This window comes from Aurantivibrio infirmus (genome assembly GCF_054767315.1).
Genome location: NZ_BAAFSK010000002.1, coordinates 492,493 through 519,014 on the forward strand (window position 1 = coordinate 492,493; position 26,522 = coordinate 519,014).

26 protein-coding genes and 1 tRNA gene are annotated in these 26,522 nt (G+C 44.3%); 21 read left to right on the forward strand and 6 right to left on the reverse strand.

Features of this window, described 5'->3' with window-relative positions; translation table 11 throughout:
- The first annotated feature begins 10 nt into the window (after positions 1–10).
- Positions 11–238: a hypothetical protein gene (locus ACYUCY_RS05880; protein WP_460225525.1), complete on the forward strand. Its 228-nt coding sequence runs from the start codon at positions 11–13 to the stop codon at positions 236–238.
- 78 nt (positions 239–316) lie between these two features.
- Here the strand turns inward: ACYUCY_RS05880 and ACYUCY_RS05885 are convergent, their stop codons facing one another.
- A complete protein-coding gene (locus ACYUCY_RS05885; protein ID WP_460225526.1) occupies positions 317–745 on the reverse strand; it encodes a nuclear transport factor 2 family protein in 429 nt (142 codons plus the stop codon).
- A gap of 149 nt (positions 746–894) precedes the next feature.
- Here ACYUCY_RS05885 and ACYUCY_RS05890 point away from each other — a divergent pair, with 149 nt between their 5' ends.
- Together ACYUCY_RS05890 and ACYUCY_RS05895 are read left to right on the forward strand one after the other, a co-directional pair.
- Entirely contained in the window at positions 895–1,830 is a 936-nt protein-coding gene (locus tag ACYUCY_RS05890) for a LysR family transcriptional regulator (RefSeq protein WP_460225527.1), read from the forward strand.
- Between the two features lie 284 nt (positions 1,831–2,114).
- Entirely contained in the window at positions 2,115–4,178 is a 2,064-nt protein-coding gene (locus tag ACYUCY_RS05895) for a TonB-dependent receptor (protein WP_460225528.1), read from the forward strand.
- A gap of 91 nt (positions 4,179–4,269) precedes the next feature.
- Here the strand turns inward: ACYUCY_RS05895 and ACYUCY_RS05900 are convergent, their stop codons facing one another.
- Positions 4,270–5,334 carry a type II asparaginase gene (locus ACYUCY_RS05900; RefSeq protein WP_460225529.1) on the reverse strand — a complete coding sequence of 355 codons (1,065 nt, stop codon included), beginning with the start codon at positions 5,332–5,334 and terminating at the stop codon, positions 4,270–4,272.
- Between the two features lie 233 nt (positions 5,335–5,567).
- Here ACYUCY_RS05900 and ACYUCY_RS05905 point away from each other — a divergent pair, with 233 nt between their 5' ends.
- Positions 5,568–6,815 (forward strand): valine--pyruvate transaminase, encoded by a 1,248-nt coding sequence (locus tag ACYUCY_RS05905; RefSeq protein WP_460225530.1) that lies wholly within the window; start codon positions 5,568–5,570, stop codon positions 6,813–6,815.
- A 13-nt stretch (positions 6,816–6,828) separates the two neighbouring features.
- Here ACYUCY_RS05905 and ACYUCY_RS05910 read toward each other — a convergent pair whose 3' ends face one another.
- Together ACYUCY_RS05910 and ACYUCY_RS05915 are read right to left on the reverse strand one after the other, a co-directional pair.
- Positions 6,829–7,473, reverse strand: a complete 645-nt coding sequence (locus ACYUCY_RS05910) for a lytic transglycosylase domain-containing protein (RefSeq protein ID WP_460225531.1) — start codon at positions 7,471–7,473, stop codon at positions 6,829–6,831.
- A gap of 59 nt (positions 7,474–7,532) precedes the next feature.
- Entirely contained in the window at positions 7,533–9,269 is a 1,737-nt protein-coding gene (locus tag ACYUCY_RS05915) for a proline--tRNA ligase (RefSeq protein ID WP_460225714.1), read from the reverse strand.
- 185 nt (positions 9,270–9,454) lie between these two features.
- On the opposite strand from ACYUCY_RS05915, the gene ACYUCY_RS05920 reads away from it, so the two are divergent.
- Positions 9,455–9,898, forward strand: coding sequence for an HIT domain-containing protein (locus ACYUCY_RS05920; protein ID WP_460225532.1), 444 nt, complete (start codon positions 9,455–9,457; stop codon positions 9,896–9,898).
- A 157-nt stretch (positions 9,899–10,055) separates the two neighbouring features.
- On the opposite strand, the gene ACYUCY_RS05925 is transcribed toward ACYUCY_RS05920, so the two are convergent.
- Positions 10,056–10,490, reverse strand: coding sequence for an HU family DNA-binding protein (locus ACYUCY_RS05925; protein WP_460225533.1), 435 nt, complete (start codon positions 10,488–10,490; stop codon positions 10,056–10,058).
- Between the two features lie 557 nt (positions 10,491–11,047).
- On the opposite strand from ACYUCY_RS05925, the gene ACYUCY_RS05930 reads away from it, so the two are divergent.
- From ACYUCY_RS05930 to ACYUCY_RS06000, 15 genes are all read left to right on the forward strand, one after another.
- A complete protein-coding gene (locus ACYUCY_RS05930; protein WP_460225534.1) occupies positions 11,048–11,419 on the forward strand; it encodes an FmdB family zinc ribbon protein in 372 nt (123 codons plus the stop codon).
- Between the two features lie 60 nt (positions 11,420–11,479).
- Positions 11,480–13,258, forward strand: a complete 1,779-nt coding sequence (gene aspS / locus ACYUCY_RS05935; RefSeq protein ID WP_460225535.1) for an aspartate--tRNA ligase — start codon at positions 11,480–11,482, stop codon at positions 13,256–13,258.
- A 134-nt stretch (positions 13,259–13,392) separates the two neighbouring features.
- Entirely contained in the window at positions 13,393–13,911 is a 519-nt protein-coding gene (ruvC, locus tag ACYUCY_RS05940) for a crossover junction endodeoxyribonuclease RuvC (protein WP_460225536.1), read from the forward strand.
- Positions 13,912–13,935: 24 nt separating this feature from the next.
- The gene (ruvA, locus tag ACYUCY_RS05945; RefSeq protein ID WP_460225537.1) at positions 13,936–14,562 is read left to right on the forward strand and encodes a Holliday junction branch migration protein RuvA; all 627 of its coding nucleotides are present in this window, start codon (positions 13,936–13,938) and stop codon (positions 14,560–14,562) included.
- A gap of 132 nt (positions 14,563–14,694) precedes the next feature.
- Positions 14,695–15,738 carry a Holliday junction branch migration DNA helicase RuvB gene (ruvB, locus tag ACYUCY_RS05950; protein WP_460225538.1) on the forward strand — a complete coding sequence of 348 codons (1,044 nt, stop codon included), beginning with the start codon at positions 14,695–14,697 and terminating at the stop codon, positions 15,736–15,738.
- Positions 15,739–15,891: 153 nt separating this feature from the next.
- Positions 15,892–16,302 carry a YbgC/FadM family acyl-CoA thioesterase gene (locus ACYUCY_RS05955; protein WP_460225539.1) on the forward strand — a complete coding sequence of 137 codons (411 nt, stop codon included), beginning with the start codon at positions 15,892–15,894 and terminating at the stop codon, positions 16,300–16,302.
- A gap of 158 nt (positions 16,303–16,460) precedes the next feature.
- A complete protein-coding gene (gene tolQ, locus ACYUCY_RS05960) occupies positions 16,461–17,150 on the forward strand; it encodes a protein TolQ (protein ID WP_460225540.1) in 690 nt (229 codons plus the stop codon).
- A 21-nt stretch (positions 17,151–17,171) separates the two neighbouring features.
- Positions 17,172–17,603, forward strand: coding sequence for a protein TolR (gene tolR, locus ACYUCY_RS05965; RefSeq protein WP_460225541.1), 432 nt, complete (start codon positions 17,172–17,174; stop codon positions 17,601–17,603).
- Between the two features lie 194 nt (positions 17,604–17,797).
- The gene (gene tolA, locus ACYUCY_RS05970) at positions 17,798–18,583 is read left to right on the forward strand and encodes a cell envelope integrity protein TolA (RefSeq protein ID WP_460225542.1); all 786 of its coding nucleotides are present in this window, start codon (positions 17,798–17,800) and stop codon (positions 18,581–18,583) included.
- On the forward strand, positions 18,580–19,863 hold the full coding sequence (gene tolB, locus ACYUCY_RS05975) for a Tol-Pal system beta propeller repeat protein TolB (protein ID WP_460225543.1): 1,284 nt from the start codon (positions 18,580–18,582) through the stop codon (positions 19,861–19,863). Before tolA ends, tolB begins: the two co-directional genes overlap by 4 nt.
- A gap of 92 nt (positions 19,864–19,955) precedes the next feature.
- Positions 19,956–20,453 carry a peptidoglycan-associated lipoprotein Pal gene (pal, locus tag ACYUCY_RS05980; RefSeq protein ID WP_460225544.1) on the forward strand — a complete coding sequence of 166 codons (498 nt, stop codon included), beginning with the start codon at positions 19,956–19,958 and terminating at the stop codon, positions 20,451–20,453.
- Between the two features lie 28 nt (positions 20,454–20,481).
- Complete coding sequence (gene ybgF, locus ACYUCY_RS05985) at positions 20,482–21,333, forward strand: tol-pal system protein YbgF (RefSeq protein WP_460225545.1); 852 nt, start codon at positions 20,482–20,484, stop codon at positions 21,331–21,333.
- Positions 21,334–21,492: 159 nt separating this feature from the next.
- Positions 21,493–22,143, forward strand: coding sequence for a 7-carboxy-7-deazaguanine synthase QueE (gene queE / locus ACYUCY_RS05990; RefSeq protein WP_460225546.1), 651 nt, complete (start codon positions 21,493–21,495; stop codon positions 22,141–22,143).
- 87 nt (positions 22,144–22,230) lie between these two features.
- Positions 22,231–22,908 carry a 7-cyano-7-deazaguanine synthase QueC gene (queC, locus tag ACYUCY_RS05995; protein ID WP_460225547.1) on the forward strand — a complete coding sequence of 226 codons (678 nt, stop codon included), beginning with the start codon at positions 22,231–22,233 and terminating at the stop codon, positions 22,906–22,908.
- 163 nt (positions 22,909–23,071) lie between these two features.
- A tRNA-Lys gene (locus ACYUCY_RS06000) sits at positions 23,072–23,147 on the forward strand.
- 631 nt (positions 23,148–23,778) lie between these two features.
- On the opposite strand, the gene ACYUCY_RS06005 is transcribed toward ACYUCY_RS06000, so the two are convergent.
- On the reverse strand, positions 23,779–24,618 hold the full coding sequence (locus tag ACYUCY_RS06005) for a PA4780 family RIO1-like protein kinase (protein WP_460225548.1): 840 nt from the start codon (positions 24,616–24,618) through the stop codon (positions 23,779–23,781).
- Positions 24,619–24,956: 338 nt separating this feature from the next.
- Here ACYUCY_RS06005 and ACYUCY_RS06010 point away from each other — a divergent pair, with 338 nt between their 5' ends.
- On the forward strand, positions 24,957–26,348 hold the full coding sequence (locus ACYUCY_RS06010; RefSeq protein WP_460225549.1) for an MATE family efflux transporter: 1,392 nt from the start codon (positions 24,957–24,959) through the stop codon (positions 26,346–26,348).
- The last annotated feature ends 174 nt before the right edge of the window (positions 26,349–26,522 follow it).

Here is a 26,522-nt window from a genome sequence, read left to right on the forward strand (position 1 = left end):
AGGAAGGAATATGTATAGGAATTTTGGCGTGGTGTTAGTTCTTTTTCTATGTAGCGCTTGTACAGCAATTCATTATGGCCACACAGAAGCTGAGTGGCGATTGTTGTCTGAAGAGGAGCGCCTAATTGCGATGAAAGCTTTCGAAAAATTGGAGCATGATAAATACACACTTCAGCACGGGGATTCCAGAGATAATTCCACGGAAGCGTTTAAAGAGAGAGCATTGGGATCTCATTAAACAATAAATGAGATCAAGTAAAACTTTTGGTGTGCCTCTCTTCCTCTTGTTGATTTTATTGAGTTGTATTAAGTGGGGTCAGATAAGACTTTTCCTTACTTCACCTTTATTTGGATACGCTCCCAGAACACGTTCGCAAAGTGTCGAGTCTTGATATTCTTTGTACTCGATAATTTTTCCTTCCTGCAATCGGAATATTAAGCAATAGTCATTATTGTAGGGTATCCCTTTCTTTGATGTCATTTGCCCTTTGGCTTCGACAACGACATATTCACCCTCGGCAATAATATTAAGTGCAATTGTTTTTCGCGGTAACTCGGTTACAGACGCGACATAAGCGTACAGATCATTAAGTACTGATTCTTTTCCTTTAAAAGTTTGTGACCAAGAATACTGGCCGGTGATGGTCATCTCTACATTGTCTGCGAGGTGTTCAGAAAATAATGACCCATCACCTTGTCCAACTCGTTCAAATATTCTTGTCATTAATTGCTTGTTTGTATTCATGGTTTGCCTCATGGTTATGTTGATAATTCTCTACATTTAATAAGCAAATTCAATTTCGTCTATAATCCTCGCTATCTTTGCCAAAGCCAAGTGATGGAAATTAATGGGCGAATAAATTTTCGTCATGCGCTACGAATTGGAGTTATTTCATGCGACGTCTCCCGCCTTTACCCGAATGCATTGCCTTTGAAGCCGTTGCGACTCATTTGAGTTTTACCCACGCAGCGGAAGAATTGTGCTTAAGCCAGAGTGCGATAAGCCATAGAATTCGCCGTTTAGAAAATTTTGTCGGCACACAGTTGATACATCGGATGAATCCAGGCGTCGAGTTGAGCCGTGAAGGAAAAAAACTATTACCGGATATCGTCGCCGCGTTGGATGCACTTGGTCGTATAGGAAAAAACCAGGAAAGGTGTTTGCGCGTTGTCGCGGGAACTGCGCTCTGCCAACTATGGTTAGCACCAAGGTTGATGGATTTTATGGCGAGCCACCCTGGATTAACTGTAGAGCTAATTCCGCGAGATGCGCCAGATGATAGATTAAAAGACATTGATATCTGGATTGGTTGGCAAAAATCCACGAAAGCGACAAACGAAAACTCTTCGCCGCTATTTACCGAGCTCGTATTTCCTGTTTGCAGTCCCCGCTTGTTGCCGGGCGGTAAACTTTTAGGCCATGAAAACATGCTGGTCGATATGCCTTTGTTACATAAGGCCACAAGCGGAGATGGCGAATGGAGCTGGCCAGTGTGGTTCCAGTATTTAAATATCGGTGAGCGCAACAAAGCTGAAGCGCAGTTGCGTTTCGCCGATATGGGTTTAATGGTGTCCGCCGCAATTAATGGCGCTGGCGTGGCGCTGGCTAGATCGCTGTTAGTTCACGATGCGCTCAAAGCTGGCACATTGATAGTACCGCTAAGTAATTTCGAGCCGATGCGCTCGACCAAAAAACATATTGCTCGATGGTCGGAAAATAGAAATGACGATACAGATGTTGATGCATTTAAAAATTGGTTGATTACGCAGGCTGCTCAGACCTTAGCTGATACTGAAGATTTGTTGGGGAAAACTGAAGGATCTATTTAGATAAAAACAATCGCTCGCTTTTCTTAACGACTTGGTATCCATCGTCTCGAGCGGTAACGTTGTCGAGGCCGGCCGTGTGGAATGTCGAGTTGCCCCCCAGAACTTGGGTAGGAATTGAAGGCTGCCCCGTGACCTGTATTTGTGATCACTGAAGATAATTATTCGCCTCATAAATATGTATCTGATCTGATTTCCATTTTCTCGTTTTTTAATTTTTTGGAATCCAAGCTGCGACTTTATGCGTATACCCTGGCTATATAGATATTTCCCTAAGGACAATAGCCATGACCTCTAAATCCTCTCCGTTTTTGATCGCGCTTTCTTGTCTGGTTATGTCTGACCTGAATGCGCAGTCTAGCAATATCGATGAAATAGAAGTGGTAGGTCGCCGGGCGAATTTAGTCGGGAATGCCAGTTCCGCGTCAGAAGGTTTGGTGTCGCAGGCTGAATTAGAAATTCGGCCCATTCTGCGCACCGGCGAAGTTCTTGAAGCGGTACCGGGGATGGTGGCAACACAGCACAGTGGTTCTGGTAAAGCCAATCAGTTTTTTTTACGCGGTTTTAATTTGGATCACGGCACCGACTTTGCCACTTTTGTCGATAAGATGCCGGTCAATATGCGGACTCATGGTCACGGCCAAGGATATACGGACCTAAATTTTTTAATTCCTGAAACCGTCGAAGAAATTTTTTATCAAAAAGGATCTTACTACGCTAACGTTGGCGATTTTTCTGGAGCAGGAGCGAGTTATATTCGTAGTACGGATCATAAAGGTCGTCAGCGTGTTGAAGTTGGTTTAGGCAAGGACAGTTTTCAACGCGTATTGGCTATTGGTGATTTTCAGATCGCTAACGGTGATTTATTTTACGGTGTTGAACTTCAAGGGTATGACGGTCCCTGGGAAGACATTGAAGAAGATGTTGGTAAAAAAAATCTTTGGTTGAAACAACGTTGGCAAAACGGTGACGATTTTTTCAGTGTTAGTTTGATGGCCTATGACAACGAATGGCGTTCAGCCGATCAAATCCCCCAACGCGCAATTGATCAAGGTTTAATTTCTGATTTAGGTTCCTTAGATACGACGGTCGGCGGTGAATCGAGTCGTTATAGTTTATCGGGTAGTTGGAGTCGCGAGGGGCAGGCCTCGAATGTGAATGCCACGGCATATGTTATCGATTATTCACTCAATCTCTATTCAAATTTTTCATATTTTACTGATCCCTCGGGCGATCAATTTCAACAAGTAGACGATAGAAAAATATTCGGTTGGGATATAGATTATTCTCTGGATAGTAAGTGGGCGGGTATGTCGGTCACTAATACATTCGGTACGCAATTTCGTTACGACAAAATTGATGAAGTGGGATTATTAAATACCCAAGCAAGGCAAGAAATTGGTGTGAGTCGCGTTGATGCCGTTGATGAGTGGAGCAGCAGTTTATATTGGCAGAACGAATTACATTTTAGCGAAAGATTACGTTCGACGTTTGGATTGCGTTACGACTATTTCGATTTTGACGTTGATCCTTTACGTGCAGGCGATACCACTACCCTGAGTGTCAATGGTGGTAGTCGCGATGACGATATTGTTACCACAACGCTCGGATTGTCCTACACAATAAACGACAACGTAGAAGCTTACGCGAGCATTGGTGAAGGTTTTCACAGCAACGATGCGCGGGGCACAACTATTCAGGTAGACCCCACTGATGCAAATCAAGCGCTCGATACGGTTGATCCCTTGGTATCAACTTTGGGTTATGAATTGGGCTTGCGCGCGTTTGTTAGTGACAAACTCAATGCTTCGATTGCACTGTGGAATTTACAGGTCGATTCGGAATTGATTTTTGTCGGTGACGAGGGTGGCACCGAAGATACTGGTGAAAGTTCAACTCGCCGAGGACTAGAGTTAACCGCGTATTATTATCTTAATGATATTTTTACCTTTGATTTTGAGTATGCGTATACGGATGCAAAGTATGATCGCGCTGTTGATGGCTCGCGAGATATTTCTGGAGCGCTTAAAAACGTGGCTAGTGCGGGAGTTAATGCAGATTTAGGAGATAAATTAAATATTAATTTAAGGTTTCGACATTTTGGCGAATACCCGCTCGATGGCGGTCAAGTGGCTGATGCCAGCACCTTGGCAAATCTTCGCTTAGGCTACAAAGCCAGTGAAGCATGGTCAATCACTCTAGACGTGCTCAATCTTTTCGACTCTGACGATCACGATGTCGAATATTTTTACGAGTCGCAATTGGCAACAGAGTTGTCACCGGTTGGTGATAGTCACTTTCACGTATTCGAACCCCGTACCGTCAGAGCTTATGTGAAATACCAGTTCTAATTTATCTTTGAAATATTAAACAACATTTTCTGAGTTTTTATAGTGTTTGAGAGCTAAGTGCTATAAAGAGTAATAAAACGTCTTTCTAAAACTAAAACTGGTAGAACCACTTTTGTATCTCTTTTGTATCTTTCGATTTTGTTAAAGCCAGCATCAATAATATCCGGGCTTTCTGCGGACTTAGATCATCAGAAACAATAAAGTCCCACCTATCATCTTCCACTTCGGCGTTGCGAATAACGTGGCCGCTACCCACCCTTGTGCTACGCACAACGTAAACGCCTTTTTTTCTTGCGTTGATTAGCGCTTCTTCGACTTCTGGAAAAAGGTTTCCATTGCCGACACCGGCGTGAATAATTCCTTTGCTGCCGTTCATGACTAAAGCGCTTACGGGGATCGACGAAGCGTTTGCATAGCCGTATACGATGTCTACGCTTGGCAAGCTTTTAATGTCCGTTAAAGTAAAAGGCGATGACGTTTTTGTGTTGGCGGGTTGATAAAAATTAATGTTGCCAAATTCGATTCGTCCCAGTTCGCCATTGTTGCGCGCAACAAAAGTATCGACGGCAGTGGTGTGTGATTTGGTCACGTCTTTGGCGGCGAAGATTTTATCGTTCATTACCACCATTACGCCGTAGTTTTTTGCTTGCGGATCTGCCGCTAAGGCGACGGCGTTATACAGGTTTACCGCACCGTCTGCGCTCAAGCTGGTTGTTGGGCGCATGGAGCCAACGAGAATGACCGGCTTATCACTGTCGATAACAAGACTTAAGAAAAAAGCGGTTTCTTCCATAGTGTCGGTGCCGTGGGTAATGACTATGCCAGATACTTTTTTTTGATTGAGATGATGTTGAACGCGGTGGGCCAAGGTTAACCAAATTTCATTGGTCATTGCTTGACTGGCGATTTGCACGACTTGCTCACCTCTTACGTTGGCCTTGTCTTGTATTTGCGGTACAGCTGCGAGCAGTTTTTCGACTGGTACTTTTGCGGCGGTATAAGTTTGCGAGACGGACGTTTCGCCAGCCCCCGCTATTGTTCCTCCGGTGGCTAGTATTACTACTTCCGGTTTGGCAGCAAGGGCAGGGAATGCAAAGACAAAGGTAATAAAAAATAAAATGAATGGACGAAAGTTATAGGCCTTTAATATGTTCATCGTGACGAATCCTTTACGTTTTCAGAAAGCGACTTATAGAGTCTGGAATTAGCGAAGACCTCTAAAAATTTGCAGGCAATACTACCAGCTAGTGTTATAGGAGCAAGCACAATTAAAGCTGAAGTAATCAACGTATTAGCGGGCTTTCGCAAAAGCTTGTTGAGTTTAGGCCAAGTAATCTTCAAACTACTGTCCCCACTTGAAGTTTGGTTAAAGAAGGCGAAGTGAGTTAAATGAAGTTTTCAAAATTTGGCAGTAAGTTCACTGGCGAGTCAGCCATTGTTCCCTTAATGGATGATTTAGGCGATGCGCTCAGAGTCAGCCCAGAATTATTATTTATGGGTGGTGGGAATCCGGCGAGAATCCCTGAGGTTGAAGCGGAGTTTCGACGCGCGCTTGAAGCAACGATGCAAAGTGATGACGGCTTACATAACTTATTGGGAATTTATCAGTCGCCGCAAGGCGATGGGGAAGTTATTGCCAAACTGGCTAACTACTTGTCGACCCAGTTTGCTTGGCCTATTACCGAAAAAAATATTACCTTTTCAAACGGTAGTCAGTCCGCTTTTTTTGTATTGTTCAATTTGTTTGCGGGTGAATTCGAGAGCAGTCAATTTAAGCGTGTACTCCTTCCTGTTGTTCCAGAGTATGTTGGATACGCGGATTCAGGTTTGTCTGAAGAATTTTTTGTTGCGAACAAACCTGATATCGAAACGATTGATGAGCATACTTTTAAATACCGCGTTAACTTCGACACCTTGGATCTGCAAGATAACATCGGCGCGCTCTGTGTTTCTCGACCGACAAACCCTTCGGGCAACGTCCTTACCGATGAAGAAATATCCCGTTTAGATGTTCTTGCCGCTCAGTTTGATATCCCTCTCATTATTGATGGGGCCTATGGTATGCCATTCCCCAATATCGTGTTTTCAAATGCCAAGCCCTATTGGAGTGAAAATACTATCTTAGTGTTGAGTCTTTCAAAATTAGGCTTGCCTGGGGCAAGAACAGGTATTGTTATTGCGCAAGAAAAAGTGATTCGCGCCTTTTCTAAGGCGAATACTATTTTGAGTTTAGCGGCGGGAAATCTTGGTCCTGTTATTTTGGATAAATTATTAGACGACAATAAAATCACTGCACTGAGTAATGACCTCGTAAAACCTTTCTATCAAGGTGCTGCAAATGTTGCCGAGCGCTGCGTAAGAAAATATTTTGCAGACTTACCTTATGCGATCCATCAGCCAGAGGGTGCAATGTTTTTATGGGTGTGGTTTAAAGGCTTGCCGATCAGCAGTCAAGAATTGTACGAGCGATTAAAGCGGCGAGGTTTGCTGGTGTTGGCGGGAGAACATTTTTTTGTCGGGCTTAAAGAAGATTGGCCGCATCAATTCGAATGCATTCGTATATCTTATTGCCAGTCAGCAGAGGTTATTGAAAAAGGGATACAGATGATTGCAGAAGAGGTTACGGTACTTTATTAAAACCAATTTTTTATTAACGCCAATTTTTTTCCCAGGCGACCATTACTTTTTCAGGATACCAATATTTTCCGTAGCTACCGTTGTAACGCGCTAGTGCTTCGGCAAGCCTACCTTCGGAGCGATCCAAATAGTGTTTTAGAATTGTGCAGCCATATTTAAGATTGGTTTCGATATCAAATAAATTATCTTCAGAGTGACCAATTTCTTCTTTCCAGAACGGCATAATTTGCATCATCCCTTGAGCGCCGACTCTGGAAATTGCATAGCGATCAAAACGGCTTTCAATTTCTATTACCGCTAAAACTATTTCAGGTTGTATTTTGGCTTGTGTTGCAGCGCGATGAATACTGCGTAATAGTTCAAAGCGTTTGTCGGGATCTTTGACGAAACGTTCCAGCCGGCCTGATTTACTCACCAACCAGACTTCGGCATCATAACGATCACCAAAACTATCACTGCTTTCAATCGCCGATTTCAGTGCGCGTCGTAACTCTTCATCAACTTCAGGGCGTGTGTCATCAACTTCAGAGGGCGTGACGATTTGCAATGAATTGGCATTGTTTTCTGCGGTGTAAGCAAAACTTGAAATCGTCAGCCATAAAACCCCCGCCGCTAATAACGACAAGGTTTTTTGATGATGGCGTGAGAGGTACGGCATAATTCAAATTCAATTTGGAAGCGCATTTAAACTTGCGTTCTAGCGTTTAAGCAAAAAAGTTATTTTTGACTCGCCAATAAAAAGTCTAGCAGCTCATCACAGGGAATATCTTTTTTGTCTACATCGCGTCGATATTTATATTCGAGGGTTCCAGCTTCTAAGCCGCGGTCACCAACAACTACTCGATGGGGGATGCCCATCAACTCGATGTCCGCCAAGGTGCCGCCCAATCGCGCTTTGGGGTCATCCATAAAAATGACGTCGAATCCAGCTGATTGTAATTGTTCATATAGGCTTTCACATTTCTCCGCGACGGCAGGGGATTTTTTGATATTGATTGGCACTAATGCAACCTGAAAGGGCGCGATAGACTCTGGCCAGATGACGCCATTTTCGTCATTGTTTTGCTCAATGGCGGCGGCCACAATTCGCGAAACACCGATCCCATAACAGCCCATTAGCATAACGGTTTCTTTGCCATTTTCATCCAGAACCGTTGCATTCATTGCCTGGCTGTATTGAGTGCCGAGCTGAAAAATATGGCCGACCTCGATGCCGCGTTTAATCTCCAATGTACCTTTGCCGTCGGGACTTGGATCGCCACTGACGACGTTGCGAATATCTTCAATGCGCGTTGCAGTGGCGTCGCGTTGCCAGTTAACGTTGCTGAGATGAAAACCATCTTTGTTAGCGCCGCAAATGAAATTAACTAAAGTGGCGGCGCTACGATCCACAATCGTGGGAATGGGTAGACCACAAGGGCCGATTGATCCGGTGCCGCAACCAATAGCATTTTTTATTTCTTGCTCGGTTGCAAAAGTCAATGGTGAAGCGACGCCAGAAATCTTGCCCGCTTTAATTTCATTGAGTTCGTGATCACCACGTAAAACTAAAGCAATGAGTTTTTTCTCAGTACTTTTTTCTTCTGGGTTTTCTTCGTTTTCCGCAACAACGATTAATGTTTTTACAACGCAGTCGGCGCTGGTTTTGAGAAATTCACAAACGTCGTTAATAGAATGTTGTTGTGGTGTGGCAATTTCGACTAATTCTTTTTCTGCTTCGTTTTTACTTGGAATTGCTAAGGCCTCTGCTTTTTCGACATTTGCAGCAAAATCACTTTCACTGCTGAAGGCAATGGCATCTTCGCCATTTTCAGCGAGCACGTGAAATTCGTGAGAGCCTGAGCCGCCGATAGAGCCGGTGTCGGCCATGACCGGACGATAATTCAAGCCGATGCGATCAAAAATATTGCAGTATGTTTGATGCATCAGATCGTAGGTGCTATTTAGGCAGTCTTCACTACTGTGAAAAGAGTAAGCATCTTTCATCATGAATTCCCGCGCACGCATTATGCCAAAACGAGGTCGACGCTCATCGCGAAATTTGGTTTGGATTTGATAAAAGTTGGCAGGTAATTGTTTGTAACTTTTCAGTTCGTGACGCGCGAGATCGGTGATGACTTCTTCGTGAGTAGGGCCGAGGCAAAACTCTCGATCATGACGATCAGTGATGCGTAGTAATTCGGCGCCGTATTTCTGCCAACGACCTGATTCTTGCCAAAGCTCGGCGGGTTGCACTACGGGCATCAAAACTTCTTGCGCGCCAGATTTATCCATCTCTTCGCGAACAATATTTTCTACTTTTCGTAGGACGCGTAAACCCAAGGGGAGCCAGTTGTAGAGGCCGGAAGCGAGTTTGCGAACCATTCCCGCTCTTAACATCAGTTGATGGCTGATGACTTCCGCATCGGCAGGAGTTTCTTTGTGGGTAGCTATTAAAAAACGACTTGCTCGCATAATAGTTAGATCTCGGTCTTGATAAAGTTTAAATTGCAGATGCCAGTTTTCGCGATCACGTCGACGGTTTAGGCTGCTGAATTGATTGAGTTGTTTTGCTCTGTACTCTAAAGTGGTGCTCAAGCGTAAGCACCGTTAAAAATGAATTATTTTAATGTTTGTTGAGAACAATTGCGAGGTTGGCCATGTTCCCACGAGATCCCCAATTTGTATTAGATGCAAAGCTCGAAGCCGATACCCTGATCCTTGGAAGATTCGAACTTTCACTCCTTTTACTTCACAAAGATGCCAATTATCCCTGGTGTATCTTAGTGCCACAGCGACGATCAGTGAAAGAAATTCATCATTTAGGCAAAGAGGACCGCATGCAATTAATGCGTGAGTCCTGCCATCTGGCCGAAGTTATGGCGGATGTATTTGTGCCGGAGAAAATGAATATCGCGGTATTAGGAAATATAGTGCCCCAGTTGCATATGCATCATGTTGCTCGTTTTGATACTGATCCCGCTTGGCCTGGTCCGGTCTGGGGGGCGGTTGCGGCGAGTGCTTATACTAAAGCCGCAGAAAAAGAGATCGTCCAAAAACTTCGCAGTGCGCTCAAAGGCGATGATTTTGAATTGGAAACTTAGGTAAGCGAGTATTAACTGACTGCAGAGGAATTCTTTTGCAAGTCTATTGAAGAAGACATTCTGCAATGCCTTGTTTTTGAATAAGACGCTTTTTGAGAACAAAAATGCCGCTCAAAAGGAGCGGCATTTTCGATGAAAACATCACAACACGCTAGATTTAGCCTGCCATTTCTTTCATTTTCTTCAGCGGACGGATCTTAACCTGAATGCTCGCTGGCTTAGCTTTGAACATAGTTTCTTCACCAGTGAATGGGTTAATACCTTTGCGTGCTTTGCGTGCTGGCTTCTTAACGGTAACAACTTTTAATAAACCAGGTAAAACGAACTCGCCGCATGCATTTTTAGAAATGTGTGCAGAGATGACGTTTGTTAACTCATCTAAGACCGCAGAAACCTGCTTGCGAGATAAATCACAGGTCTCAGAAACGTGGTTTAGAATCTGAGTTTTACTGTATCGCTCTTTTACTGACTTAAGTGCTTTAGTAGCGGGTTTTTTAGCTGGTGCTTTTTTCTTAGCAGCAACTTTTTTCTTAGCGGGAGCTTTCTTTTTAGCAGGAGCTTTTTTCTTAGCAGCAGTCTTACGAGCAGCCATTCGAGTATCCTTTTATTAAGTTGATGGTAATTAATTTACAGGGACAGCGATGTCGCAGATGTCTCTGTAATTAAGTTGTTACGTTATCAGCAGCAAGGATCTTGTCGCTTTACACTAACAAAAACCCCTGTATTTATAGCTTCAAACTGACCATTGTTACGGCTGGCGCTATATATATAGGATAAAAATGGATCCGGCAACAAAAAATTAACAAAAAAGCCAAAAAACAGGTGATTTAAGTGTTTTTTTCAAAATTTTGAGAAGATAGGCTACATTTTCCTTAGATTGAATAGGAAATGGCGCTTGTATATAAGCGTATCTATTAAAATTCAAAATGCCGTTTAATCTTGCTTGATGTAAATATTTGGTCTTGGGCGTCCTTCAAATCGCTTTTTGTAATCCTCAACAAAAACGAAAAAACAGACACAATGCCAGTTCCTCGCCGCTTCAGTGCTAGGGTATAATGCGCCGCTATTTGACTGGGCTACGCTAAAAGTCGCCGAAACGTTATTAAGAATTATCGAGTTATATTAAAACTCGACTTTATAGGTGAAGAAATGCCGATTTATGAATACCAGTGCCAATCCTGCGGCCACGAAATGGAGGCATTGCAAAAGATGAGTGATCCTTTGCTAACAAAGTGCCCCTCCTGCGATAACGAAGAGCTTAAAAAGAAAGTGTCGGCTGCAGCCTTTCGCTTAAAAGGTGGCGGTTGGTACGAGACGGATTTTAAAACTGGCAACAAGAAAAATGGTGTGAGTAATGAAACATCAGGTTCTGGAGATACCGCCAAATCTGATTCTGGCTCCAAAGCCAGCACAGATAAGAAAACTGACAGCCAATCTTCAAGCGGTAAATCCGCAGACAACAAAAGTAGTACGACGAAGGCTCAGGGAGCAACGACCAAGCCTTCTTCCACTGCGAGTTAAATTCGCTATATGCCCGTGAGGCCTTACTTCACGGCAAACCAACCAGAGTTAGGAAATTTTATGCGTAGTAACTATTGCGGCCTCATAGATGCCAAATATATCGATAAAGAAGTCACGTTATGTGGCTGGGTTGACCGCCGTCGCGATCATGGCGGGGTAATTTTTATCGACCTGCGCGATCGCGAAGGAATAGTACAAGTGGTTTTCGATCCTGACACCAAAGACAATTTTGAGTTGGCGGACAAAGTGCGTAGTGAGTATGTCTTGCAGGTGACAGGGAAAGTGCGAGCGCGATCTGAAAGCACGATAAACCCGAATATGGCAACGGGAGAAATTGAAGTCTATGGAACCGAGTTGCAGGTATTGAACACTTCAGAAACACCTCCCTTTCCATTAGATGAACACAATTCCGTGGGTGAAGATGTTCGCTTGAAGTATCGTTATCTCGATTTACGTCGACCAGATATGCAAAAAATTCTGATTTTGCGCTCAAAAGTATCGATGTTTGTACGTAATTATTTGGATCAGCAAGGCTTCATCGATTTAGAAACACCGATTCTGACTCGTGCTACTCCGGAGGGCGCGCGGGATTATTTGGTGCCGTCGCGAACTCATCAAGGTAAGTTCTTCGCGTTGCCGCAATCACCTCAGCTGTTTAAGCAGTTACTTATGGTGTCGGGCTTCGATCGTTATTATCAGATCGCTAAATGTTTTCGAGATGAAGACCTGCGCGCAGACCGTCAGCCAGAATTCACTCAGATTGATATTGAGGCCTCGTTTATTTCTGATGAGGAAATTATGTCGATTAACGAAGACATGATTCGAGCGCTATTCAAAGAACTCAGAGGCGTGGATTTGGGTGAGTATCCCCGTATTACCTATAAAGATGCGATGGCAAAATACGGCAGCGATAAGCCTGATCTACGAATTCCATTAGAGTTGGTTGACGTTAAAGACTTGATGACAGAAGTTGAATTCAAAGTGTTTTCTGCGCCTGCGAAAGATCCGAAAGGCCGCGTTACCGTGATGAAAGTGCCCGGCGGCAACGAAAAACTAAGCCGCAAGCAAATTGACGATTACACCAAGTTCGTCAGCATCTACGGCGCGAAAGGCTTGGCTTATATAAAAGTTAACGATAAGGATAATCTCGAAGAAGGTTTGCAATCGCCTATCGTTAAGTTTTTACCAAACGATGTTCGGGCTGCGATCTTGGAGCGTGTGGCTGCAGAAAATGGCGATTTATTATTTTTCGGCGCCGATAAAGCCTCAGTTGTTTCGGAAGCGCTGGGTGCATTGCGCTGTAAGCTTGGCGAAGACCTTGATCTATACACCTGTGAGTGGGCGCCATTATGGGTAGTAGATTTCCCCATGTTCGATGAAAACAGCGATGGTAGTTTGACTTCTTCTCACCACCCCTTCACTTCGCCTTCATGTAGTGCTGAAGAATTATTGGCAGCACCAGAAAACGCCTTGTCCCGCGCCTATGACATGGTACTTAATGGTACCGAGTTGGGTGGCGGTTCTCTGCGTATCCACGATAAGGCGATGCAGCAAGCGGTGTTCAAAGTATTAAAAATTACGCCTGAAGAGCAACAAGAGAAATTTGGTTTCTTACTCGATGCCCTTAAATACGGTGCGCCGCCTCATGGTGGTATTGCATTTGGTTTAGATCGTTTGGTGATGTGGATGACCGGCGCAACCTCGATTCGCGATGTGATCGCCTTCCCCAAAACGCAATCTGCCAGTTGCGTCATGACTGATGCGCCGGGTGAAGTGAATGATCCGCAACTTCAAGAGCTCAACATTCGCTTACGAAAAAAAGAAAAACCAGAAAGTTAAGACGTATTAGTAAAAGACCAAGTACTAAAAAACAGCGATTTTGTTATGAGCGGCCATGATTCTATTTTTAGGATCGTGGCATTCATCTATAGAAGGCGATAAACTCTGGAAATTCCGGGTAAAACACTTCATTTATGGCGCTGATTTTAGGAATAGATCCTGGTTCGAGAAAAACCGGGTTCGGCATTATCAATGTACTTGGCTCGCGAGCAGAGTACGTTTCTAGCGGCGTCATTCGTATCCCCGACGATTCCCTGCCGCTGCGTTTAAAGTTAATCTTCGATTCCATTACCTCAATTATCCAAGAGTTTTCACCGCAAGAAATGGCGGTGGAGCAGGTATTTATGGCGAAAAGTGCTGGCTCTGCTTTGAAGTTAGGGCAAGCAAGAGGTGCGGCAATTGTGGCGGCAGTTAATCAGGAGTTGCCGGTTTCAGAATATGAGGCGCGAAAAGTTAAACAGTCTGTAGTAGGAAATGGTGCAGCGGATAAAGCACAAGTTCAGCACATGGTAAAAACCTTGTTAAAGCTTCCTGCCGTGCCGCAGGAAGATGCAGCGGATGCCTTGGCGGTTGCGCTTTGCCATGCAAACACTCAGCAACATTTGATAAAAGTATCGCGCGCAAAAACTTTCAGGCGCGGAAGAATTGTATAAATTGTTTAGAGAGAAACCCGTTTTATGATTGGCCGTTTAAGAGGAATATTAGTTGAAAAGCGCCCTCCCGAATTATTGGTGGATGTAAACGGCGTGTATTATGAAGTTCAAGTTCCGATGACGAGTATTTATCACCTGCCCGATATCAATACTGAGGTGGTACTTCATACTCACTTTGTTGTGCAAGAAACGGCGCAACAATTGTTTGGTTTTTACAATAAAAAAGATCGTGAATTATTTCGCACCTTGATAAAAGTGAATGGTGTCGGCCCAAAACTCGGTTTGGCGATTCTGTCGGGGATGGAGGCCTCGGAGATCGTTCGTCATGTTCACGAAGGTGATCCAAATGCTTTGGTAAAAGTCCCGGGAGTTGGCAAAAAAACTGCAGAACGTTTAGTGATTGAATTACGCGATCGCCTGAAAGATTGGCATTTACCCGCGACGTCTAGAGATAGTGGCAATGCGGTGGCAGATAATGATGAGCCGGTGGCGATATCTGAAAATGCATTGATAGCCGAAGCAGAAAGTGCTTTGATTGCGCTTGGTTATAAACCTGTGCAGGCAACAAAAGTTGTCATGGCAGCACAAAAAGAACATAAAACGGAACGCAGTGAGGATTTGATACGCCTAGCCCTACGCAGTCTAGCCTAGGATCCCGTGAATAAGAGTATATTTCTACGCTAGCGGCGTCGGCTCCGTGCTAGCGTAGAAATCTCCTGCTTATTCAGAAGCTCCTATACATTTTCATAAAAAACGAAGAAAAATTAAAGAAAAATATATTCCATGATAGAACACGATCGATTAATAGAAGCGTCCGCGCAGCCGAAAGAAGATCACCAGGATCGTACGGTGCGACCAAAAATTCTTGCCGATTACATTGGTCAGCCTGCTGTGGCTGAGCAAATGGAAATTTTTATCAGTGCTGCAAAAAATCGTAAAGAAGCTTTAGATCATACGCTTATTTTTGGTCCCCCTGGATTAGGTAAAACAACTTTGGCAAATATTATTGCCGAAGAAATGGGCGTGGATTTAAAAAGTACCTCGGGTCCAGTGTTGGAGAAAGCCGGAGATCTCGCGGCACTGATGACAAACTTAGAGCCGGGCGACGTATTGTTTATTGACGAAATACATCGTTTAAGTCCTGTAGTTGAAGAAGTTATTTATCCGGCGATGGAAGATTTTCAATTGGATATTATGATCGGCGAGGGGCCAGCGGCGCGGTCGATTAAATTAGATCTTCCGCAATTTACGTTGGTTGGTGCAACCACGAGAGCGGGCTTGTTAACGTCACCTTTACGTGATCGTTTTGGTATTGTGCAACGCCTAGAATTTTATTCTATCGATGATTTAACTCACATTGTTAGTCGTTCAGGAAAACTGAGTAAGGTTGAAATTGATACACGCGGCGCGCAACAAATCGCCCAGCGTTCTCGCGGCACGCCGCGAATAGCCAATCGCTTATTGCGTCGAGTGAGAGATTTTGCCGAGGTGAAATCAGATGGAAGAATTACCGGTGAGATAGCGGACGCTGCTTTGAATATGCTCAAGGTCGATAATTTGGGTTTCGATCATTTAGATCGGCGCATGTTAATGACCATGATCGAAAAATTTGCTGGCGGCCCGGTGGGTATTGACAGTATCGCAGCGGCAATCAGTGAAGAGCGCGGCACACTTGAAGATGTTGTTGAACCCTATTTAATTCAACAAGGTTTTATTACTCGCACGCCGAGAGGCAGAATCGTCACTCAGTTTGCCTATAATCATTTTGGTATTAAACCACCTCCGCAAAGCGGGCAAAATCAAGCTGACTTGATCGATGATCAATAGAGTGTGATTAACCATGCCTCGCGATCGGGTGAGCTCAAAATACAAAATTAAAATCGTTTGTGAAGGTTTTCGGTATTGGGTAAAGAAGTGGTGAAGCAGCGATAGTATGATAAATTTACCCAAAATTAACATTTATGGTTTATAGAGTTGTTTATGATTAGGGAATTTTCTCTACCCCTTAAAGTCTACATTGAAGATACGGATGCAGGTGGAATTGTCTACCATGTTAACTACCTCAAGTTTATGGAGCGATCCCGTACCGAATTTATTACCCAGTTAGGGTATGATAAGCCCGCCACAATTGAGGGTGGTATGTTGTTAGTGGTGCACTCTATGGCTATTAATTTTTTGCAACCTGCAAAATTGGGTGAGCTTTTGTTGGCGACAACAGAGACAACAAAACTAGCCCGCAGCTATGTTGTTTTTGATCAAGCTGTAAAAAGAGAAGATCACGTTTTGTGTTCGGCAGAAGTAAAAGTGGCCTGTGTTAGCCAAGCGAACATGAAACCAACAGCAATGCCGGCGGCACTCCGCGATGCTTTGCTTCAGTCACTAGAACATTAATAGAAAACTTGGTCGGCAGTAATGCCGATTTTTTGTAGATAAGAGAGCAGAAATAATTAAAGTTTTCTTGTGGTTTTATTAAACATACAAAGGTATAGGGCAGTATTAAAAATTATGATTTTTAGTGTTGCCCGTAAATTTATAAAGGCGTCTATTATATGGGTGAAGCAGAAACACTATCGCTGTGGGCTTTAATTTCCGGAGCGACACTGGCGGTAAAACTCGTGATGTTAATCTTGTTTGCCGCATCGGTAACCTCGTGGATCATGATTGTGCAGCGCGGTCGATATCAATCCCATGCGTATAAATCTTTTGTTGCCTTCGAAAAGGAATTTTGGTCTGGTGTGGATTTAAATCAACTGTTTCGTGATGGTAATGCGCGGGCAAGCAAGCAGGGTATAGAAGGTATCGAAAATATCTTTCGCGCTGGTTTTAAAGAGTTTGGCCGCTTGCGACAAAAAGGTTCAACTGATCCAGATGCGGTAATGGAAGGTACTCAGCGAGCGATGCGTGTTGCTCTGCGTCGAGAAGAAGAAAAGCTAGAAACTAATTTACCGTTTTTGGCGAGTGTTGCTTCTGTAAGCCCTTACATTGGTTTGTTTGGTACCGTTATCGGTATTTTTAATTCTTTTCGCGGGCTCGGTGTCGCTTCACAAGCAACTTTGCAAACTGTCGCCCCGGGTATTGCTGAAGCGTTGATTGCAACGGCTATTGGTTTGTTTGCGGCGATTCCTGCAGTTCTCGCCTACAACCGTTTTTCCGCTCGCGCTGAAGCGCTGTGTAATAACTACGAAACATTTTCGGAAGAATTTTCTTCCATTCTGCATCGTCAAGTTCACTCCAAATAGTTTTATACGGTTACGGATCATATGTCAGCAGATCTTCGAAAAGGTAAGCGTAAACCAATGGCGGAAATCAATGTGGTGCCCTACATTGACGTCATGCTGGTGTTGTTAATTATATTTATGGTGACGGCACCAATGTTGATGCAAGGTGTCGAAGTCACTTTGCCGCAAGCACCTTCGGCACCAGTAGATCAAAAAGAAGATGAGCCGCTTATTGTTTCTATTAAAGCTGATGGTAGTTATTTTTTGAGTGTTGGTGGTGATCCTGAGGCGGAAAAACCCTTAGCGGATATAAAAGAATTGGTGTCGAAAGTGATTCGCCAGAAGCCAGACACCCGGGTATTGATTTATGGTGATACCAGTGTGCCTTATGGCAAGGTGGTGTCGATGATGTCTGAATTGCAAAATGCTGGTGTACCTGCGGTTGGCTTAGTAACAGATCCACCAAAAAGTTAAGGAACCTTTGAATAAGTGTATATTTTCACGCTAGCGGCGTCAGCTCCTTGCTCAAATGCTCATTGACTACGTGTCAATTCCGCTTTTCCGCGAGGTGCTTCCTTGCTAGCGCAAAAATCTCCTACTTATTTCAAAGATTCCTTGTGTTTATTTTTATGCGATTAATAATTTTTTTTGAGTAAGATTGAATGCGAATGCCTAATTCATCGTCTTATTTTTTTCCGGTCACGCTGAGTGTTGGCATACACTCGGCGGTGTTGGTATTTATGATATGGGGTTGGACTCCAAGTACGTCAAAAAAACAAACTGAAACGCCGCGTTATATTCCGGCAGAGCTCGTGCAAATGAAGGCGACTGCGCCAAATGTGGCCCCACCTCCACCAAAAAAACAAGTGGTCGATAACGCGGCAGATCGTAAAAAACAAGAAGAACAAAAAAAACGTCAGGAAGAAATCAAACGCAAGCAAGCTGATGCACAAGCTTTAAAGCAGCGACAACAAAAAGAAGCGAAAGATAAAGCTGAAAAAGAACGCTTGGCAAAAGAGGCTGCGGAAAAAGAACGCTTAGCGAAAGCTGAGCAAGAGCGACAGCGTGAAGAAGAAGACCGCAAAAAACGTGAGCAGGCGTTCTCAGATCAGCTTGAACAAGAGCGTGCCTTGATGCAAGCGCAGGAAGATGCGGTTATGGCGCAAAGTTTTTCCGATTTGATGGTTGATAGGGTGAGTCAAAATTGGAGCAGGCCACCGTCAGCTCGCAACGGCATGAGCTGTGAACTTATCATCCAGTTGATACCTAACGGTCAAGTTGTCAATGTGACAATTGCGAAAAGTAGTGGTAACGATGCCTTCGATCGTTCCGCACAACAGGCGGTGAGGAAAGCCGAACGTTTTCCTGAATTACGAGAAGTGTCGTCTGTAGTTTTCGAACAAAATTTTCGCCAATTTAGAATGGTTTTTAATCCAGGGGATTTACGTCAATGAAACACATTTTATTTTTGCTCCTAGGCATTTCTTTGAGTGCCGCTGTTCGTGCTGAACTGGTCATTGAAATTACTAGTGGGGTAAACAACCCAACGCCGATTGCCATCGCGCCCATGGGTTGGAGTGGAGGTCCTTTGGCGGAAGATATTTCTGCAATTGTTAGCGCGGATTTACAGCGCAGTGGTCAATTACGGCCAATTCCTCGTTCGGATATGCTCTCGTCTCCAAGTCGAGAATCTGAGGTGTTTTACCGAGATTGGCGGGCTTTACAGGCAGCATTTCTGGTGATTGGTAATCTCACTCGAAACGCGAGCGGTGATTTTCGCCTTGAATTCGAAATGTTCGATGTTTTTGCTCAGCGTAAAATCTTAAATCTCGCCGTTGACGGCAGCCCTGATCAACTGCGTGATATTGCGCATTTCGTTAGCGATAAGGTCTATGAAAAAGCGACGGGTATTCGTGGTATTTTTTCAACTCAGTTGGTATATATCGAAGAAGTAAGCCAAACCCAATATCGATTGATGTTATCGGATGCGGATGGCGCAAGGCCGAGAATGTTGTTGGAAACACGTCAGCCTTTGGTATCTCCCACGTGGTCTCCGGACGGCCAATGGCTCGCCTATGTGTCTTGGGAAAGCGGGCGAACTGCCGTTTATATCCAGCATATTTTTTCCGGCGAACGTCGGCAATTAACCAATTTCAGAGGGATAAATGCGGCGCCAGCCTGGTCGCCAGACGGCCGAAAATTGGCAATTAGCCTGTCAAAAGATGGTGATCCAGAGATTTATATCCTAGACGTCGAAACAAAAGCCTTAACCCGTGTAACCCGACATTTAGCAATTGATACTGAACCAAGTTGGACAGCAGACGGAAAAGCTATCATTTTCACCTCAAATCGCGGTGCAAAACCACAAATTTATCAAGTAACCCTTGCAAGCGGGCGGGTAGAGCGCTTAACCTTCGCAGGCGATTACAACGCTGCGCCGACGGTGTCTCCTGATGGGAAATCTTTTGTATTTATCCATCGTGATAACGGCGTCGACTATATTGCTTCTCAAGATATCAAGTCTGGCGAAATTCGGACCTTAACGAGAGAGACAAGAAGACAGCTAGATGAATCGCCTAGTATCGCACCGAATGGCGCTATGATAATGTATGCAACCAAAGACAATCGTGGTCGCGGAATTTTGGCGGCAGTATCCATGGATGCATTGACAAGGTTTGATTTGTCGACCAGGGGTGATGTACGAGAACCGGCATGGTCGCCTTTTATAGACTAAACTAAACGCTTTTCTTGTAAACGAAGAGTTCAAAAACAACAATTTCATTTGTATAACTACGTTCTACATCTAACAACAATTGGGAGTGAAAGATGGTTACTAATTCTTTAAAACAACTATTGGCTTTGGCTTGTGTTCTAGCTTTGGTTGCGGGCTGCAGCAGCAGCGATACAGTCGATGAGCCTGTTGTCGACACAACTGTTGAAGAGCCTGTAACAGTTGGAAGCGGCAATGATAATGGTTTAAGCAGTGAAGAGATGGAAGCCCCAGACTTAGCAACTGTTTTCTACTTCGATTTCGATCAGTCAATTATCAAGCCAGAGAGCCGGGCTGCTTTGACTGGACACGCTCAATTCTACCGCAACAACTCGCAAGGTATTCGCCTTGAAGGTCATGCTGATGAGCGCGGTTCTCGCGAATACAACATTGCTTTGGGTGAGCGTCGTGCGAATGCCGTGCGAGATTTCTTGGTTTTGCAAGGAATTGATCGTTCACGCATCGAAACAGTTAGCTACGGCGAAGAGCGTCCAGCGGCTTTAGGTAGTGGCGAAAATGCTTGGGCTCAGAACCGTCGCGTTGAACTCAAATAAAATTCAGTCGTAATCAAGTAGCTTTACAATGATTAGAAGTAAAACCTTCACCGCTGCCATGCTGGCAGCGGTGTTTGTCATTCAGCCGTCCGCTCTCAACGCGCAAGTTGAAGTGGTGGAGTCCTCTCCTACGATCCGCGCTATTGGCCAATCTCGATCTCCGGTCAGCGTGGTCCAAAATACTGGTAATTCTGCCGGAAATACTCAGCCCGACGCGAACGCACTTGCGGAGTTGTACTTTCAAGTTCAACAACTACAGCAAGAGGTGCAAATGTTGCGGGGTTTGGTTGAGGAGCAGGGTTACACACTCAATAAACTTAAGCAGCAGCATCTTGACGACTATATCGATCTAGATCGACGTCTCAGTGGTGGCGCGCCAACGCTAAATTCCGATACTGGTTCAGGCGGACAAGCAGGCGGCATAAGTTCTTCATCGAATAACACCGTGTCGAGTTCTTCGCGTAATGGCGCTCCAAATTCTTCTCAAGCTGCACCTCAATACAACGAAAATGAGCGAGTGAGTTACGAGCAAGCCTTGGATATGGCCCTTAATAAGAAGGATTATAAAAACGCGATAGCGGCCTTGAATGATTTACTCGTTGCTTACCCTAATGGCCAGTATGCCGCGAACGCGCATTATTGGCTTGGCGAGTTGTATGTGGTTGATGGCAAGCCTCAGCAAGCGCGACAGTGGTTTAGTGATTTGGTAACAAAATTTCCAAATCATTCCAAGACGCCCGACGGAAAATATAAGCTTGGTAAGATATATTTTGATATGGGCGACAAAGCTCAAGCGAAAATTTTGATGATCGAGGTGAGTAAAAGCGGTAGTGATTCTGCGAGCTTGGCAGAAATATTCCTGAATGAGAATTTTCCCTAGTTAGCCAAAATTGCCCTTAAATTGCTAAAAAACGCGGGTTATTTGTAGCAGCTCGTGTTTTTGTGTTTTCAAGATTCCGAATTTTAGTCCTCAGTATTTTTCGTATAAACTTCCCTACACCGTCATTCATTCTCAGAAAAGAATTCCAAACGTTTAGCGATGCAAAACCATAGTTTACGAATCAACGAGATCTTTTATTCTCTCCAAGGTGAAGCGCGTACAGTGGGTTTGCCGACGGTTTTTGTGCGCTTAACGGGTTGTCCCTTACGCTGTCAGTATTGCGACACAGAATACGCATTTCACGGTGGTGAGCAAAAAACCATTGAAGAAATATTACTTGCAGTTAAAAAATTTAATCCTCGCTACATTTGTGTTACTGGGGGAGAACCTTTGGCGCAGCCAGATTGTTTGCCTTTGTTGGTTGCGTTGTGTGACGAAGGATATAACGTTTCTCTGGAAACCAGCGGGGCAATGCCGATTGAGAATGTCGATAGCCGGGTAAGTCGAGTCGTAGATCTGAAAACGCCGGGTTCTGGCGAAGTGTCTAAAAACTTATATCGCAACCTAGCTCACCTGAATCGCCACGATCAGGTTAAATTTGTTATCTGTGATCGCGAAGATTACGAATGGTCTCGATTTAAATTGGCTGAATTTGATTTGCCTGAAAAGGTTGATGAAGTGTTGTTTTCTCCGAGTTTTGAACAGTTAGAGGCGAAAAAATTGGCAGAATGGATTATCGAAGATAATTTGTCGGTCCGCTTTCAGCTTCAGCAGCACAAACTCTTATGGGGCGATAAGCCTGGACATTAGCGTTTATTGAGATGCTCTCAGTATTCTAAATCAGTAAACTTTTAAGTTTTGATTGTTAAATAAAAAGTAAGTAAGACCATTTTCAACATGACTACAAAAAAAGCCGTTATTCTCACCTCGGGTGGCCTGGACTCAACGACATTGCTCGCTATCGCCAAGAGCAAATGCTACGAATGCTACAGTCTAGCCTTCGACTACGGGCAAAGGCATCGCGCGGAATTAGATGCAGCGGCCAAACTCAGTCAGTTATTGGGTGCCGCAGAACATAAAGTTGTCCGCCTCGATTTAGGCAGTATTGGTGGTTCAGCGCTGACTGATGAACGTATCGATGTGCCGGAGCATGAAACGCCAGGTATCCCGGTGACTTACGTACCCGCTCGCAATACCGTATTCCTCTCCATTGCTCTAGGCTGGGCCGAGGTTCTTGGAGCAGGCGATATATTTATCGGCGTCAATGCTGTCGATTATTCAGGCTATCCCGATTGCAGAGCTGATTACATCAAGGCCTACGAAACAATGGCCAATCTTGCAACTCGGTCAGCCGTCGAAGGATCGACGCTCAGAATTCAAACCCCGCTAATCGATCTCAGTAAAGCCGACATCATCAAGCGAGGCACTGAGCTCAATGTTGATTACGCAATGACTGTGTCCTGCTACCAAGCCAATCCGCAAGGCCAAGCCTGCGGCAAGTGTGATAGCTGTAGATTGCGTAAAACGGGTTTCTCTGAAGCTGGCATCGTCGACCCAACCCGCTACCAAGCCTAGAAAACGGCGGCTTACCGGGTTGGTAAGCCCTTGCAAAGCAAGCTAAGCGCCTGATCTGCAAGCCAATAATTAAATTACAAAAGCCCTTGTTTTTTAAGCCTAAATCATTAACATATGCGCTCCTTTGCGTGAGCTAATTAGTCAGCCCGCAGATACAAAATATGGGTCGTTAGCTCAGCCGGTAGAGCAGTTGGCTTTTAACCAATTGGTCGCGCGTTCGAATCGCGCACGACCCACCATACAAAAAAAGGCCACTCTTTTGGGAGTGGCCTTTTTTTGTATGGCGGTTCATGCCGAAAGAACGCACCCGTTCGACTAACTGTGCAACAGTTAGCAACGAGCGACAGTCGACAAATCTGCAGGAGCAGATTTGAACAGCTTGCTGGCCGAAGGCCGAACAACAGGATGTTGTGAGTTAACCCCCGTAGGGTCGAAACAACCCAAAGTTGTTTCGATTCATCGCGCACCGCACGTTAACCCCGGTAGTTTACTAATAGAACCTCAAAAATAAAAAGGCCACTCTTTTGGGAGTGGCCTTTTTTTGTATGGCCATCTCCTCAATAGAGAATCGCCGAAAGAACGCACCCGTTCGACTAACTGTGCAACAGTTAGCAACGAGCGACAGTCGACAAATCTGCAGGAGCAGATTTGAACAGCTTGCTGGCCAGAGGCCGAGCAACAGGAAGTTGCGAGTTACCCCCCGAAGGGTCGAAACAACCCAAAGTTGTTTCGATTCATCGCGCACGACTTGCTAATCTCGGGGTTTACTAATAGAACCTCAAAAATAAAAAGGCCACGCTTTTAGCTGTGGCCTTTTTACTTACAATAATTTTTGCAGCCCAAAGCTATCAATTAAGCCAACAGTTCCATTTATTCCTCTCTACCTTTGCGTTCCTCTTCTTCCTTCTCGACGGCTTTTATCTCTTCCACTACTGCATCGACATCGGCGAGTATTTCGCTGTCGGTAAAAAGCCCCGTTAGTTGAGTCTCGGGTCTCAATTTTCCTTCCTCATATAAAGACCACATTTCTTCTGCATAGCGAGTGGCCTTTAATTCTGGGGCAAACTTCGAGTAAAAATCTTTCATGTTGTTAATGTCTCTCGCTAACATTGATTGCGCATTGTTATTGGCGGAGGCATTAACTGCCTGAGGTAAATCGATAATCACTGGACCATATTCATCAAGTAAAACATTAAATTCAGATAAATCACCATGAATAATTCCCGCGCACAACATCATTTTTACGTATTCCATCATCACTGCATGATCTTCAAGTGCTTGATCAATTGTTAGAATGACATCATTTAAACGCGGTGCGGCATAACCTTCTTCATCTTGGATTAATTCCATTAGCAGGACGCCATCGACACAGCCATAAGTTGTGGGAACGCGAACGCCCGCATTGGCTAAACGTGATAGCGCATCGACTTCCGCATTTTGCCAAACATCTTCCTGTTGCTCGCGACCGTAGCGTGAACGTTTTGTCATTGCGCGAGCACTGCGGCCACCGCGAGTTTTACGCCCTTCGTGGTACAAAACGGCTTTTTTAAAGCTGCGTGTGACCGCGTCCTTGTATACTTTTGCACAACGCGTTTCGCCACCGCATCTGACAATAAACACATCGGCTTCTTTGCCGCTCATGAGTTGGCTGATGACATCGTCAACTAAGCCTTCTTCAATAAGTGGTTTAAGACGCTTCGGAATTTTCATAAAACCATTGCTCGGAATATTTTTATTATTAGTAAATGAGAATAACGTGATTTGACCGAATCAGTTAAAGCACTAATTCACAAAACGTAAATCAAAGTCTTGTAATATTTTTTGGTGAACACGAAATAAATAATTGTTTCTACGCATGATTCATATCGTCTTCGAGTAGAAAAACAAATTTCTCCTCGACTTGAACTTTGCAATATGCGTAAATGGGCGGTTTTTAGAAGGAGGAGGGCAAAAAAAATCCCCGGGTGAATTCCGAGGAGTGCAGTAACTTTAACACCGTCAAAAACAATTGCAAGTGTTTTTACAAAACTTTTTTCAAGGGGTCGATTATGAGTGAGGTTGCTAAAAATTCTTCCGACGATATTTCAGGAGAATCGCAAAACACTGTTGCTGGTTTTTTAAGTGCAGCGAGACTTAAAACAATTTTTGTTATCGCATTGCCAGTGTTGGCAGCGATGTTGACGCAAAATCTAATGGGTGCGATTGATACGGGAATGATCGGGCAGTTGGGCGATAGCGCCTTGGCTTCGATGAGCGTGGGTGGAAATCAATTCTTCATGGTTTTTTCGTTATTAATGGGAGTGAGCGCCGCAGTACAAACTGTTGTATCAAGGCGAATCGGAGAAGGGCGTACCGAAGGATTGTCGATGACCTTGACTTCGGGAATGGTGTTGGCCGGGATGATTGCTTTGGTATTGTTACCCTTAAGTTATTTATTATTACCTTTGTTATCCGTATTAATGACTCCCGACCCAGTAGTTGTCGCTGGCGGGCGTGATTATTTATTTGCAGTACTGCCGGCAATATTTTTCGGTGGTCTAGCAATGGCGTTTGGTGGATATTGGCTCGGCATTGGTAAACCCATTTATGGATTAATCGTCGTGTTAATCCAACTTCTTTGTAACGCAGGATTCAACTACGTTTTGATATTCGGTAATTTTGGTTTTCCACGTTTGGAAATTACCGGTGCCGGACTCGGGACAACGCTTGCGAATATTGTGGGTGTATTGGTGCATTGTTGTATTGCTTACCGTGTATTAGGTCGTGGTCACATATTGCAAGGGATGCCTGATAAATCACAATTGAAAGGCTTGCTTACCATATCTATCCCAATGAGCGTGCAGCAATTTTTATTCGCAGTAGGCATGTTGGTGTTTGTGAGAATTGTTGCGACTTTGGGCACCAAAGAGCTCGCAGCGTTTCAAGTTATCGCCACCATTATGATGACCTCCTTAATGATCGCGATTGGTTTGGGGGTTACCTCTACTTCTCTAGTAAGTGGTGCGTTGGGGCGTAAAGCGGTTGCTGATGCGAAACGCTGGGGTTGGGAAATATCAACGGTGGCGAGTGGGATTCTGGGTTTACTCTGTCTTGTATCTTGTATTTATGCACGACCAATACTCGATGTATTTATGGCCGATTCTCAGACCGTCGAGTTAGCGGTGTTGCCCTTGCGTATCATGTTGGTTTCTATTTGGGTTGAAAGCTTCGGACGTGTGTTGTCGATGGGTTTGGTAGGCGCTGGTGCCGTGGGTGTGGTGTTCAAAATCACTTTTAGCAATCAATGGTTGATGCGTTTACCTTTGTACTGGTTGATAGGGGTTTATTTTGAACAAGGCCTTATCGCGATATTTTTAATTATGCTTGCGTTCTATATTTTGCAAACGGCGTTGTTTGTGATTATTTGGCAACGTGGTAATTGGGCGAAAATCGTAGTTTAGCGAAGGCTACTAATTATTGGTTAATTCAAGTCGATGGTAGGGCAGGACTATATTGCTTTTACCATCGACTTTTTTATTGGTGAAGTAAGCAAGCGCAAGTTAAGCATATAAGAATAAAAGCATACGAAAATGGACTAATTCTTGTATAATTTGCCACCTTTTCACCTCTCCATT

What these genes read in the sequence shown, in the direction of transcription:
- tolQ (WP_460225540.1), top strand. Translation starts at nt 16,461, where the DNA reads ATGGGTGAAGCAGAAACACTATCGCTGTGGGCTTTAATTTCCGGAGCG.
- ACYUCY_RS05895 (WP_460225528.1), top strand. Translation starts at nt 2,115, where the DNA reads ATGACCTCTAAATCCTCTCCGTTTTTGATCGCGCTTTCTTGTCTGGTT.
- ACYUCY_RS05885 (WP_460225526.1), bottom strand. Translation starts at nt 745, where the DNA reads ATGAATACAAACAAGCAATTAATGACAAGAATATTTGAACGAGTTGGA.
- ruvA (WP_460225537.1), top strand. Translation starts at nt 13,936, where the DNA reads ATGATTGGCCGTTTAAGAGGAATATTAGTTGAAAAGCGCCCTCCCGAA.
- tolR (WP_460225541.1), top strand. Translation starts at nt 17,172, where the DNA reads ATGTCAGCAGATCTTCGAAAAGGTAAGCGTAAACCAATGGCGGAAATC.
- aspS (WP_460225535.1), top strand. Translation starts at nt 11,480, where the DNA reads ATGCGTAGTAACTATTGCGGCCTCATAGATGCCAAATATATCGATAAA.
- ruvC (WP_460225536.1), top strand. Translation starts at nt 13,393, where the DNA reads ATGGCGCTGATTTTAGGAATAGATCCTGGTTCGAGAAAAACCGGGTTC.
- tolA (WP_460225542.1), top strand. Translation starts at nt 17,798, where the DNA reads ATGCCTAATTCATCGTCTTATTTTTTTCCGGTCACGCTGAGTGTTGGC.
- ybgF (WP_460225545.1), top strand. Translation starts at nt 20,482, where the DNA reads ATGATTAGAAGTAAAACCTTCACCGCTGCCATGCTGGCAGCGGTGTTT.
- ACYUCY_RS05880 (WP_460225525.1), top strand. Translation starts at nt 11, where the DNA reads ATGTATAGGAATTTTGGCGTGGTGTTAGTTCTTTTTCTATGTAGCGCT.
- pal (WP_460225544.1), top strand. Translation starts at nt 19,956, where the DNA reads ATGGTTACTAATTCTTTAAAACAACTATTGGCTTTGGCTTGTGTTCTA.
- queE (WP_460225546.1), top strand. Translation starts at nt 21,493, where the DNA reads ATGCAAAACCATAGTTTACGAATCAACGAGATCTTTTATTCTCTCCAA.
- tolB (WP_460225543.1), top strand. Translation starts at nt 18,580, where the DNA reads ATGAAACACATTTTATTTTTGCTCCTAGGCATTTCTTTGAGTGCCGCT.
- ACYUCY_RS06010 (WP_460225549.1), top strand. Translation starts at nt 24,957, where the DNA reads ATGAGTGAGGTTGCTAAAAATTCTTCCGACGATATTTCAGGAGAATCG.
- ACYUCY_RS05900 (WP_460225529.1), bottom strand. Translation starts at nt 5,334, where the DNA reads ATGAACATATTAAAGGCCTATAACTTTCGTCCATTCATTTTATTTTTT.
- queC (WP_460225547.1), top strand. Translation starts at nt 22,231, where the DNA reads ATGACTACAAAAAAAGCCGTTATTCTCACCTCGGGTGGCCTGGACTCA.
- ACYUCY_RS05925 (WP_460225533.1), bottom strand. Translation starts at nt 10,490, where the DNA reads ATGGCTGCTCGTAAGACTGCTGCTAAGAAAAAAGCTCCTGCTAAAAAG.
- ACYUCY_RS05905 (WP_460225530.1), top strand. Translation starts at nt 5,568, where the DNA reads ATGAAGTTTTCAAAATTTGGCAGTAAGTTCACTGGCGAGTCAGCCATT.
- ruvB (WP_460225538.1), top strand. Translation starts at nt 14,695, where the DNA reads ATGATAGAACACGATCGATTAATAGAAGCGTCCGCGCAGCCGAAAGAA.
- ACYUCY_RS05955 (WP_460225539.1), top strand. Translation starts at nt 15,892, where the DNA reads ATGATTAGGGAATTTTCTCTACCCCTTAAAGTCTACATTGAAGATACG.
- ACYUCY_RS06005 (WP_460225548.1), bottom strand. Translation starts at nt 24,618, where the DNA reads ATGAAAATTCCGAAGCGTCTTAAACCACTTATTGAAGAAGGCTTAGTT.
- ACYUCY_RS05910 (WP_460225531.1), bottom strand. Translation starts at nt 7,473, where the DNA reads ATGCCGTACCTCTCACGCCATCATCAAAAAACCTTGTCGTTATTAGCG.
- ACYUCY_RS05915 (WP_460225714.1), bottom strand. Translation starts at nt 9,269, where the DNA reads ATGCGAGCAAGTCGTTTTTTAATAGCTACCCACAAAGAAACTCCTGCC.
- ACYUCY_RS05930 (WP_460225534.1), top strand. Translation starts at nt 11,048, where the DNA reads ATGCCGATTTATGAATACCAGTGCCAATCCTGCGGCCACGAAATGGAG.
- ACYUCY_RS05920 (WP_460225532.1), top strand. Translation starts at nt 9,455, where the DNA reads ATGTTCCCACGAGATCCCCAATTTGTATTAGATGCAAAGCTCGAAGCC.
- ACYUCY_RS05890 (WP_460225527.1), top strand. Translation starts at nt 895, where the DNA reads ATGCGACGTCTCCCGCCTTTACCCGAATGCATTGCCTTTGAAGCCGTT.